Source organism: Amycolatopsis sp. NPDC089917 (assembly GCF_040684635.1).
Lineage (GTDB): Bacteria > Actinomycetota > Actinomycetes > Mycobacteriales > Pseudonocardiaceae > Amycolatopsis.
The window spans coordinates 87,952-100,403 of sequence record NZ_JBFBGL010000014.1 but is presented as its reverse complement, the minus strand read 5'-3'; the positions used below and the strand labels follow the sequence as shown (position 1 = coordinate 100,403).

6 protein-coding genes are annotated in these 12,452 nt (G+C 60.2%); 5 read left to right on the top strand and 1 reads right to left on the bottom strand.

Features of this window, described 5'->3' with window-relative positions; translation table 11 throughout:
• Positions 1 to 6 precede the first annotated feature (6 nt).
• The 5 genes from AB0N89_RS13210 to AB0N89_RS13190 are packed head-to-tail and all read left to right on the top strand — an operon-like array spanning position 7 to position 10,183.
• The gene (locus AB0N89_RS13210) at positions 7 to 1,962 is read left to right on the top strand and encodes a class I SAM-dependent DNA methyltransferase (RefSeq protein WP_364204062.1); all 1,956 of its coding nucleotides are present in this window, start codon (positions 7 to 9) and stop codon (positions 1,960 to 1,962) included.
• A complete protein-coding gene (locus AB0N89_RS13205; RefSeq protein WP_364204060.1) occupies positions 1,959 to 3,239 on the top strand; it encodes a restriction endonuclease subunit S in 1,281 nt (426 codons plus the stop codon). Before AB0N89_RS13210 ends, AB0N89_RS13205 begins: the two co-directional genes overlap by 4 nt.
• Positions 3,236 to 6,382: a type I restriction endonuclease gene (locus AB0N89_RS13200; RefSeq protein ID WP_364204058.1), complete on the top strand. Its 3,147-nt coding sequence runs from the start codon at positions 3,236 to 3,238 to the stop codon at positions 6,380 to 6,382. The genes AB0N89_RS13205 and AB0N89_RS13200 overlap by 4 nt, the downstream gene beginning before the upstream one ends.
• 50 nt (positions 6,383 to 6,432) lie before the next feature.
• Positions 6,433 to 8,022 carry a protein kinase gene (locus AB0N89_RS13195; protein WP_364204057.1) on the top strand — a complete coding sequence of 530 codons (1,590 nt, stop codon included), beginning with the start codon at positions 6,433 to 6,435 and terminating at the stop codon, positions 8,020 to 8,022.
• A gap of 4 nt (positions 8,023 to 8,026) precedes the next feature.
• Complete coding sequence (locus AB0N89_RS13190) at positions 8,027 to 10,183, top strand: AIPR family protein (RefSeq protein ID WP_364204055.1); 2,157 nt, start codon at positions 8,027 to 8,029, stop codon at positions 10,181 to 10,183.
• 616 nt (positions 10,184 to 10,799) lie between these two features.
• On the opposite strand, the gene AB0N89_RS13185 is transcribed toward AB0N89_RS13190, so the two are convergent.
• Positions 10,800 to 12,155 (bottom strand): hypothetical protein, encoded by a 1,356-nt coding sequence (locus AB0N89_RS13185; protein ID WP_364204053.1) that lies wholly within the window; start codon positions 12,153 to 12,155, stop codon positions 10,800 to 10,802.
• Positions 12,156 to 12,452: the final 297 nt, after the last annotated feature.

Below are 12,452 nucleotides of genomic sequence, written 5' to 3'. Positions count from 1 at the left end.
TCCAAGATGGCGAACGACATCTGGTCGGTCGCCGATCTGCTGCGCGGTGACTACAAGCGGCACGAATATGGACAGGTGATCCTGCCGTTCACGCTGATGCGACGTCTTGATGCAGTGATGGAGCCGACTCGCGCTGCCGTTCGCGCGCGGAACGCCAAACTCGACAGCCAGAATATCCAGAACAAGCAGCGCCCATTGCAGGTCGCGGCCAAATTGTTGTTCTATAATACTTCCGAGCAGAACTTTGATACTATAGCTGCTGATCCGACGGGTGTGGCAAAGAACCTGCGCGACTACATTAATGGATTCTCGCCGAATGTTCGAGAGATCTTGGCGCGCTTCGAGCTGGACAACCAGGTGACCCGCCTTGCGACCGCAAAGATTCTCTATCAAGTAGTCGGAAGATTTGCGGGCATGCGCAACCTGGACAAGCTCACCAACCACGACATGGGCTACGTCTACGAGCACCTGATTCGCAAGTTCGCTGAAGATTCCAACGAGACCGCGGGGGAACACTTTACCCCGCGCGAGGTCATCAAGCTGATGGTCAACCTGGTGATTGCTCCCGATGTCGATACTGTCGCTGGCGAAGGCCAGGTAATCAACATTCTCGACCCTGCGTGTGGTACCGGTGGAATGCTTACTGCGGCTGAAGATCACATCAAGTCGATCAATCCTGGAGCTGAGGTTTACCTATTCGGACAGGAAGTCAACGGAGAAGCCTGGGCAACCTGTCAAGCTGACATGCTCATGCGTGGCCAGCCTGGCCACATTGAGTACGGAAATTCGTTTAGTGCCGACGGGTACGGCGATCGAAAATTCGACTATATGATTTCCAACCCGCCGTTCGGCGTGGAGTGGAAGAAGGTCAAGGAATTTATTGAAGACGAGGCAGAGCTCGGCCATGCCGGTCGATTCGGTCCTGGACTTCCCCGGATCAATGATGGTTCGTTTCTATTTCTGCTGAACATGCTCGACAAGATGGAGCCGGTTGAGGGTAAGGGCGCCCGTCTCGCGATCGTTTTTAATGGTTCTCCGTTGTTCACGGGGGCGGCTGAATCTGGCGAGTCGCGAATTCGTCAATGGATCCTGGAAAACGACCTTCTGGAGGGAATCGTCGCTCTGCCGGATCAAATTTTCTACAACACGGGCATTTCCACTTACTTCTGGGTGCTTTCGAACCGTAAGGCCGAGCAGCTCCGCGATAGGGTCGTTCTGCTCGACGCCCGCGACCAGTGGCAGAAGATGCGGAAATCTTTCGGTGACAAACGCAAGGAGATCAACGACTCGCAGATTGCCCATATCACCAAGCTGTACGTTAATGCGGTCGCGGTCGCGGCCGACGCTGAGCACTCAGACCACGGAAAGGTGAAGATCTTCGGTACCCGCGAGTTCGGTTACCATCGCATTACTGTCGACCGTCCGCTCAAGCTACGCTTCGAGATTACCGAGGACACTCTTGATTTGCTGGACAATGCGAAAGGGCTGGCCAGGTGGGGAGGTCGTGAGGCTCTGGTCGAGGCTCTGCGGGATTCTCTCGGCTCACAGTGGTGGACGAAGAAGGAGGCAGCCGACGCCCTGCATGCCTCTGTCGCTGCAGCTGGCGCGCCCTGGCCGAATAGGGCCGCGCTGCTCAAGGCGTTCTGGGGTGCGATCTCGGTGTCTGACCCCGGAGGTGAGGTACAGAAGGACAATGATGGGAACGTGCTGCCCGACCCCGACCTTCGTGACTACGAGAACATTCCCCTGGATGAGGACATCGACGCCTACTTCGCTCGCGAAGTCACATCGCATGTTCCGGATGCCTGGATCGACTATAGTAAGACAAAGGTCGGTTACGAAATCCCCTTCACTCGCCATTTCTACACCTATGCCCCGCCGCGCCCACTGGCAGAGATCGACGCGGAGTTGCGTGAGCTGGAGGCGCAGATCCAGAAGCTCCTGGGCGAGGTGACCGGATGAGTGCGAGGCTCGATATCACGCTACCTAAGACTTGGGTCTGGTCGTCTCTGAAGTTCTCGACCAGCTTCCTTAATCGAGGTGCCGCACCCGACTACGTAGAAGATGGGCCAGTCCGGGTGATTAGTCAGGCCGCTAACCAAGCGCTTGGCCTCGACTGGGATCGTACGCGATTCCATGACTATCAGGGAAATCCTAGGCGGCTCAAAGGCTACCTGATTCCTGGTGATGTGCTAGTCAACTCAACGGGAACTGGGACGCTCGGCCGCGTTGGATACTTTACGGCCGGGCCAGACAACCTCCCGTGTGTCGCCGATGGGCATATAACTGTTGTTCGTGCGGACCGGCGTGTCGCGGATTCAAAGTTTATTTACTACTGGCTGAGTTCCCGGCTATTCTACGACTTTATCCACTCGGCGCTTACGGTTGGTGCCACTAATCAAATTGAGTTGAACAGAGAGCGTCTGGCGGGAGCTCCTGTAGCCATTCCGCCTCTTGACGAGCAGCGTCGCATCGCCGATTTCCTCGACGGCGAGACTGCTCAGATTGACAGGCTTACTTCCCTTAGGTTGCTTCAATTGGCCCAGGTTGACGAACGCGAAAAAGCGTGGCGAACGGAACTTTTTCGAGGAAGTAGGTCTGGAATCTGGACTCGCGTTAAATATCTCCTGCGCACTAAGGCTCGCTATGGCGTACTTGTGCCTGAATTTGTTGATGAGGGCGTCCCGTTTATTCGAGTAAGTAATCTTATTGGCCTCTCAAGTAGGGATGGCCTGGCTGTGATTCCAAAGGAACTTTCACGGCAGTACTCGCGCACCGTGACCATGCTCGATGACGTCCTCTTGAGCGTCGTTGGAACGCTGGGGAGGGCTGCGGTTGTGTCCGAGGAACTAGTCGGAGCGAATACGGCGCGTGCGGTCGCCGTATTGCGGCTGTATCCACGATATGCATCGGCGCTATTCGCCGCGTGGGTAGGTACTGCGGAATTTGAAAGGCAGGCGTTGCTTGCAACCGGTGCGGACAGTGCTCAGCCAACTCTCGGTATGGAAGACCTTTCCAACTTCTCGGTCAGGTGGCCCGAGGACGAAACCGAACAAAAGTACATGGCTGAAGCTGCCAGCGAGCGTCAGCTAGATGCCGCTGAGTTGACAGCTGTCCTCAACCGTCAGCTTGCACTTCTTGCAGAGCGTCGGCAAGCACTGATTGTGGCCGCAGTGACTGGTCAGATCGATGTTTGGACCACACGTGGTGCGGAACTCTCCGGTGGTGTTGTCGTATGAATCTGCGGGCGCACACCGAGGCCGCGTTTGAAGCCCGCGTCGAGGCTGAGCTTTTCGCGCGTGGCTGGGACCGTGGGCAAGACACGTTCGACGTCGAGTTGGGGATCGACACCGGTGAGATGTACCGATTCATCGGCGCGACGCAACAGCTGGCCTGGGAACGGCTCGTCGACCTCTACGGCGGCGACCAGTCGACCGCGCAGCGCCAGTTCGCGCAGCGCGTGGCTGCCGAGGTCGATGCGCGAGGTGTACTAGACGTTCTTCGCCAGGGGGTTCGTGACCGGGGGGTGCGGATCCAGCTGGCCTACTTTCGGCCAGGTCACACGCTGGCCGCCGATGCGCTCATGGAGTACGAATCGAACCTTCTAACGGTCGCTCGGCAACTGCACTACAGCGGCCGTGATCGGCAACAGTCGGTTGACATGGCGTTCTTCGTCAACGGACTGCCCGTGGCGACGGTCGAGTTGAAGAACCCGAACACCGGGCAGAATGCCGACCACGCTATCGAGCAGTACCGGCGCCGTGAGCCGAACGAGCTATTTTTCGCCAAGCGGGCTCTGGTCCATTTCGCTGTCGATCCCGATCGCGCTTTCGTGGCTACGCGATTGCGTGGACATGACACGCAGTTCTTGCCTTTCAACACCGGAACCGACGGTCCGGGGGCGTCCGGAGGTGCCGGTAACCCGCCTGCGGCGCCCGGCTCTTACAGCGTCGCTTACCTGTGGGAACAGATTTGGCAGTGGGACAACTGGCTGGAGATCCTGCACCGGTTCATCCACATTACGGCACCGGACAAGAAGGCTGTGAAGGTCGGCCCGCACACCGCGCCGCGTATCTTTCCGCGCTATCACCAGTGGGATGCCGTGCAGAAGATGGTCGCGCACGCCCGGACCTATGGCGCGGGGCACAACTACCTGGTCCAGCACTCGGCCGGCTCCGGCAAGTCGAACACGATCTCGTGGCTGTCGCACCGCCTGTCGAACCTGTTCAACGCAGACAACCGGCCCGTCTTCCACAAGACCATCGTGATCACCGACCGGGTCGTGCTTGACCGGCAGCTGCAGAAGACCATCTTTCAGTTCGACCATACACCCGGGGTCGTGAAGAAGATCGACGTGGATTCGACGCAGCTGGCCGCGGCGCTCGACGACGCGACATCGAAGATCATCATCAGTACCCTGCAGATGTATCCGTTCGTGTTGAACAAGATTGCCGATTTGGGGTTGGCCGGGAAGCGCTACGCGGTCATCATCGACGAGGCGCATTCTTCCCAGAGTGGCGACTCGGCGATTCGGCTCAAGCAGGCACTCGGCGCGAACGCGGTGCCGCGCGAGGAGGATGAGGACGATACCGAGTACATGACTCGGGTGCGCGGCAAACAACCGAACCTTTCGTACTTCGCGTTCACCGCCACTCCGAAATCCCCGACGCTGAAGCTATTCGGCACCCTCGATTCGGAACGCGTGCACCCGCGCACCGGGGAGAAGGGCATGCACGTGCCGTTCCATATCTATTCGATGCGTCAGGCGATCGAGGAGGGCTACATCCTTGACGTGCTGGCGAACTACATCACCTACGATACCAAGTGGCGGTTGCGCAATGCCGCCGTCGAGCAGGCCGAGTCGCAGATCGCCAATCCGGACGTCGACACCACCAAAGCGAGAGCGAAACTGGTCCGACTCGCCGAGCGGCATCCAACGTCGTTGGCGCAGAAGGCAAAGCTGATCGTTGACGACTTCCGTGACAACATCGCCGGACGGCTGGGGGGTCGGGCCAAGGCGATGGTCGTCACCGCAGGCCGTCAGCATGCGCACGATCTGTACCAGGCGATTTGCAACTACGTCGAGCTCCGCGGATTCACCGACTGCGGTACGCTCGTTGCGTTCTCCGGGCAGCTGAAAGACGAGAAGACTGAGCTGGAGTTCACCGAGGGACAGCTTAACGGTTTCCCGGAGGGGCAACTCCCGGACCGTTTCGGTTACACAAAGGCAGACGATCCGCAGGCGGCCGCGCGTGACCAGGACGAGTACCGGTTGCTGGTTGTGGCGGAGAAGTACCAGACGGGGTTCGACCAGCCCCTGCTATGCGCGATGTACGTCGACAAGCCGCTGACCGGCGTCGCCGCCGTTCAGACTCTTTCGCGCCTCAACCGGATCCATCCGCTGAAGTCGCAGGACGATGTGCACATCCTTGACTTCGTCAACCAGGCCTACGACATTCAGAGTGCCTTCGAGGGTTGGTTCGAGACGACGATCACCGAACCGACCGATCCGAATCTGCTCTACACCATGCAGCGTGATGTTATGGACTACGCGTTGCTGGTGGCCTCGGAGATGGAGGCGTTCATCCGCGTACTCGCCGCTGCCGGGCCGGGGCGGATGCCGGACGCGGCGGAGCGTAAGTTGCACGCTGAGCTGCACGAATACCTGAAGCCGACTCTTGACCGCTTCGAGGCACTCGAGACCGAAAACGAACGTGAAGGCTTCCGGGGTGCACTTCAGGACTACGTGCGCGCCTATAGCCTCATCGCACAGATCGTCGACTGGGGAGATCGGGACCTAGAGCGGCTTTACCAGTTCGGCCGAGTGTTGTTGATCCGCCTCCCGGGGCGACCGTCGACGTCGGTCGACATAGGCGATGCCGACTTGAGTCACTTCCGACTGGAGTTCACCGGACGCCACAACGTGTCGCTTTCGGCCGTCGGGGACCGCGATGTGCGTGGCCACGCTGCTGACGGTGGCGGCTACCGCGAGCCGGAGATGAAGCCGTTGTCCGAGGTCATCGAGGAACTCAATGACCGGTTCGGATTGGATCTGGGTACCTTCGACCAGGTTCTGGTCTACCAGCAGGTTGTCGGCCTGGTTGAAGACACCGGCATGCAGCAGATCGCCCTCATGAACGACGAGGCCCGGTTCGGACAGGTCGCCGATGACAGGCTCGACGACATCGTTGCCGAGAACTCGGAACGTAACACCGACTTCATGAAGTTGTATTTCGACAACAACGAGTTCCGGAAGGCGATCAAGGAAGCGGCACGAAAGCGTGCGTATCGGATCATCACCGAACCGGCGCGGGACGAAGCGCTGGCGCGGTTGCGTGCTGAGATGAAACGCGAGACCGGTGGCCGCACGATGGAGGGATGACCTTCGGCGTACATCGTCGTAGCGTTTGATCTTCAGGGGAGGGATGCAGCGTGGCAGGCGAGGCGGAGGAACCTGACAGGAGGCGGCTGTTCGCCGAGCGTTACCGGGTGGATGGGTTACTGGGCCGTGGGGGCATGAGCGAGGTCTTCCATGGTTACGACGAACGCCTGGATCGGCGAGTAGCGATCAAGGTGCTGCGCCCGCCATCAGCGGTCCCGGCAGTACCGGACAGCCCGGAGGCCGCCGAGATCCTCGACGCGCAGGAGCGCGACCGCAAGCGGTTTCTGCGCGAGATCCGCACGACCGCCCAGCTGGAGCATCCTGGTACTCCGGCCGTCTACGACACCGGCGTCGAAAAAGGACCTGACGGCAGCATCCAGCTATGGCTCGTCATGCAGCTCTTGCGTGGTTCGACACTGGAGGCAACTCTCGATCATACGGATTATGTCGCCGCGGCGCCGAGCATCGCGTGGGCGGCAGCGATCGCGGCGCAGATCGCGGCGGTGCTGGCCGATGTGCACCGGGTAGACATCGTCCATCGCGACATCAAGCCCGGCAATGTGATGCTTGTCGACGGTGGCCTCGTCAAGGTGCTCGATTTCGGCATCGCGATCCTGCGTGGGGCGGGTGCGTTGCCGAGGTTGACCCAGGTCGATCGGACGGTCGGCACGCCGGCGTACATGTCGCCGGAACAGTGCCTCGGGCAAGCTGTGACGTCGGCGTCGGACATCTATTCCCTGGGCTGCTTGCTGTACGAGTTGCTCACCGGTGATGTGCCTTTCCAGGCGACGACCGATGTGCCACTGCGTGCGCACCACCTGCAGTCGCCTGTACCCTCGGTACGGGAACGGCGGGCCAGTATCTCCGTGACCGTTGACACGCTGGTCGCATCTATGTTGGCAAAGCATCCTCAGGCGCGCCCCTCGGCGGAGGCTGTTTACGAGGCACTCGTGCCCCTGACGGCGGCGCAGACTCCGGGCCAGTCCTCGAGCAGTAACGAAAGCCGAGATCCGACGCGTCCGTTCCGGCGGCCGTTGCTGGCTCCGGCGCAGCGCCGCAAACCGGCGCCCGAGCGCGGCAGGCTCACTGACGAGGAATTCTCGGCGTTGCAGCGGAATGTCGAGGTGCTGCTGGAACATGAACGGCCGTCCGAGGCGATCCGCTTACTGGAGGACGGGATCGACCGTGCGTGGCACGACCGGGCTCTGGCAGTCAGCCTCCGCCACTATCTTGCTGCTGCGTTCTTCTATGCCGGGGAGTACACACGCGCGGCAGATCTGTTCGATGTCGTCGGACGCGAATACCGGGAATATCTGCAGCCGAACGACCCGGTAGTCCTAGACTGCGCCTACCATGCGGGGCACGCCTACGCCGAGCTCGGAAGGTCGGAAGCGGCCTTGCGTCAGCTGCGGTTTTACGTACAGAACGCCGATTTTTCGGCGGACGTGGACAAAGCGGACGCAATTCTCGAGTCCCGTTTCATCATCGCCCAGATGCTCGCAGTGGCCGGTCATCCTGACGAGGCTCTGAGCGAACTGGAAGCTGTCCGCCCCCGTCTGGTCGACGCGTTTGGCGCCGGTTCGACCCACGTCCGCAATCTCGACAAGCAAATCGGCCGTCTGGGCCGCCAGGAAGGATGACAGTTTGACTACGTCCAGCACCCGGATTGGTCACGATGACGTCGCCCTCCAGGTCCGTCAGGTCGAGAATGCACTGCGCACCGTCTATGTTGACGCAGGTCTTCTGGACGCCAATGATCTTGAGGGGAAGCTGTTCGAAGAGCGCAACCCCCGCTTGCTGTCTCGGGCACTGACCGCTCAAGCGGTCAGGATTGTCACCGGTTTCAGCCCGGCGGAGGCTGCGCTGACGGTCATCGATGGCGTGGCTGATCAAGGGATCGACGCGATCGCGGTGGTGACCAGCCCGAACCCGCACGTCTACCTCGTCCAGGCCAAATGGAGCAAGGACGGCAAGGCGAAAAGTGAGCGCTCGGCGGTGATGGAACTGCTCACGGGGCTTCGGCTCATCGATGACGAGGATTTCACTCCGTTCAACCCGCGCGGTCGTCAGCTGGCCGAGTTCGCAAAGACGGTCATGTCCCAGGGGCCGGTTCCGGTCACCCAGGTGGTTGCTCTGATGAGAGCCGACGACGTGACAGAAGGCTTCAGGCAGGCCCTCGTTCATGGAGAGCAGGAATTCAATCGCCACGGGGATGTTCTGCGTCACCGAATCATCCTCGCGGCGGAGATGTGGGAGTCGGTCCGCAAGGATCTCGCGCCGCGGCCCGTCGAACTTTCGGCTCAACTGTTCCCATGGTTTTCGATCAGCTCTCCGTACGAGTCATATCAAGGTGTGGTCCAGGCCGAACAAGTCGCCGAATGGGTGGGGCATGGCACGGATCTGTTCAACCTGAATATCCGCAACCCGCTCGGCAGGACGGCGATCAACAACGAGCTGATTGACACCCTCACGGAGGAACCTGCGCATTTCTGGTACTTCAACAACGGTGTGACGATTCTCTGCGAATCGGTCGAGAAGACCCAGCAGTCCATGCGGTCGCCGCATGCATATCCACTCGGTCTCACCCTGCACGGCGCCAGCGTTGTCAATGGCGCGCAAACGGTTCGTTCCGTGGCCGAGGCGGTCGTCGTCGACGAGGTCGCCGCTTCGGCGCAAATCGGCGTGCGCATCATTGTGACAGGCCAGGCCAAGAACTTCGCCAAGCAGACCACCCAGGCCACCAACCGCCAGAATCGTGTTGAGGCACGTGACTTCATCGCCCTTGACTCGAGCCAGGCCGCTATTCTGGATGAGATGCGAGCCGAACTGGGCCTCGAATACAGCGTCCGCCGCAGCGAGCTGGAACCGCACCCGGATACGGGCTGCTCGGTCGTCGAGGCCGCTTGTGCACTGGCATGTGCTCATCCAGACAGCCAGTACGCAGCTCGGATCGCAACTACCCTCGACGTGCTGTGGGAACGTGGGTCGCAGGGCATCTACGATGTGTTGTTCCGTCCCCAGCCCAGCGCTTATCTCCTGTGGAACGCGGTGCAGGTCCTCAGGGAGGTGCGGCGCAGTCTGCACCGGCTGCGTGCGCGCTATGAGGGAAGGGGCGTCGCCCTGACCGAGCATGGTGTCTACCTGCTCACTCATCTCGTCTTCCGTCGTCTGGACACTGAGGCCATCGACGAACCGGATGCAAAACTGGAATGGGCAGCTCAGGCTGTTGAAAAGACGCCGCAGCTGATCTCGGAGCTTTTGCCCGCGGTGGCGGTCGCAATTGACAACTTGTTCACTGAACGCTCGCAAATTCGTGCCGTGTGCTCGGATGTCTTCAAGTGTCGCCAGGTTGTCGACCGCGCCCTTGGAAACGATCTTGTGGGTCGTGATGTTTCTAGTCCAGATAAGTATCGGCGCGCTCCGGCGCAGCGCAAACGCCGCCGGCCCAATGCGGTCTCCGTTCTCGTCGACAAGGCTGCCCTGACGGAGGGGGACGCGCTCGCGCTCTCTGCGGCCTTCCCGCTTGAGACCGAGGCGTTGCGGGACTGGCTCGCCGAGGACGAGAAACGTTCCCGGGCGACGTGGGTTCCACACCGTGCCAAACCGATTCTCTGGGCGGCTGACGGAAAGCAGTACTCGCCCTCGGGGCTGATCTCCCATATGTGGGAGCTGGCCCGATGGGAGCAGCGGCCCGTTGCGAACCAAGGCACTGCCCGTTGGGTGACCAGTTCCGGCGAGACGCTTGCCGACCTTGCGTGGCGAATTCTCGACGAACTCGAAGCGTCTGACGATGGTGTGTAAGCCGCTGTTTGACCGGTTCCTCGACACCGAAGAGTCATGGATGGGGGCCGTTATTACTTCGCAATATCGTTCACAGCCGTCAGAATAGTGCCTCGTGAAGGTTGGTCATGCCTAGAGTCACACGCTATGAGTCTGGGCGACGTTGAGTGAACACAGGGTTTAAACGCAGACAATAGGATGCTGTGTTGCCGAGCGTGCGGTCCAGCGAGCGAGACTAGCTCTGGGCTCATCGAGTACTGGGGTCAGTTAGAGGAGGCGTTCGGTGGATTTCCGGGGAACGGCTTGGATAAGTATCCTGATGGCGAGCCAGGATCCCCCCGTCAGTGCCAATCTCGCTGAGCGACCGTCCAGCCAGGTCATCCTGCACAACTTCAACTCACCTGCCTGGCTGAAGTGCCGATAGAGTGTGAATGCCCGCACTCGCTGGCGAGGATGACTGCCCTGCGTCCGGGTGAGGCATATATCTGCTCCAGCAAGGCTGGCAATCCGGATTTCACTCACCAGTGTGATCAAGGTTCAGCTGCAATCCACGGTCACCCGACATGGCGACGGCACCAAGACTGCCATGGCTGTGTGGATGTGCACGCCGGCCCCGGAACTGCTGAGTTCCAACCTTTCATGATCCGTAGGCGCCGCCGAAGAGGTCCATCTGCTCCTGCGTGGGCTTCGGAACTCGATGGCGCGGCCCTTTGTACCGGCTGCGTTGTTGACGTTCCTTTGCTGTCTCCTCGCTGATGTCCTCGGCAAGGATGAAGTCGCTGCCGTCATCAATTGAGCCGTTGGCGACGTCAGCGATCACTTTTATGTCGATACCGGAGCTGCCGATCCAGCCTTCTTTAGCAAGATGGAAAAAGGTGGTGTTGTCGATGTGTCGTTCGACTCGGTCGTATCCTAGGTACGCTCCTCCTCGTGGCCCGAGTACGCGAGGATCTTTGAGGACCAAGTGCAGGAAGGATAGTGGCAAATATAGGCCGGGAAGGAGTTCTAGATTCGCCGGGTCAATCTCCCCTGAGGGAGTGTTCGTGCGGCACAGCTTGAGAAAACAGTAATCTGGGCCGAGTCGCCAATCCGTGTGATGGGCCGGCTCGCGCTGCAGGCCTTGCAGCGGCTCCATGCGTTCGATCTGACGCCGCAGGCGCTTGTCGACTAGCACTTCCTTGTTGCCTTCGAGTCGTTTGTACTGAACAAGAATTAGGCTCCGCGAATTCCGGTGGTAGTAAACTAGGTCGACACCAATCTTCCCTTCCTGTGGTGCCGCATTGATGCTAGTAATTTCCATTCGACGCGGTCCGTCGGCGAACACTCGCACGCCGACCCGATTGGTTCGTTGTGGAACCCAGCCTGGGAATGCCCTTGAGTCGTGGTCGATCAAATCCGATTCGTAGTCACTCGGCTTGATGCCAGCCAGAACCGTGTCCTCGACGTCGAGCGGTAGCTCCCACTCGTCAAGGCGCTCGACCGAGTAGCCGCCGATGCGAAGCCCTGCCCTGACCGCGTCCTTGGCGAGAGCCCAGCGGTCAGCAGAGGGGGAGGCAACTCGATGCACCCTGACGTTCATCAGCCACTGCAGCCGCTCGGCGAACGGGGGCCGTAGCGCTTGCAGCGCGCGAACCATATTGTCGTCCGCAGCTTCTGTCAACGTGCCGTTGCCCTGCGTCAATGCCTTGACGATGGAGGCTCGATGGGTTCCGTGAAGCTTTCGTTCAAGGTCCTCGCGACCAATTGGATCGCCGACCGAGCTGGCGTGAATGACGTTCAGCTTGTACGTGAAGGTGCTGTTCGTGTCTCCTTTGCGCAGGACGACGCCGACGTGCGTCAGAGACTTCGATGGTCCGAACACGAAGCACAGGTGCGGAAAGCCGTGCTCGGGCCGACCCAGTCCCAACGGAAAGTTGCTGGTGAAGTGGTCCCGTTCTCGGCGCTCGCCCCGGAGGAAATCGGGTAACGCCTCTAGATGGATCAGATACCCCATCCCTTCAATCTAAACGGTTGAAGTCGACGTTGTGCGACACTTCCACGCGACCGCGACCTCATAGGCCGGGAGATTTACTCGGACGCCCGAGGCGGCTCGCCTGCTTTGGCTGGTCGTCAGGCTTTGTCTGAGTAGCCCGGTAGCCAGACGTGTTACCGCTTCAACATCTCTAAGCAGCACCGATCCCGCCCCAGTGCGTAAGGCTCGCGTCCCGGGAATGGTGACTCTGTCCTCCAACTGGAGGGGCGGCCGGTACCGGGTTGTCATCTGATGCGAGCGCATCGAAATCAACGCGGC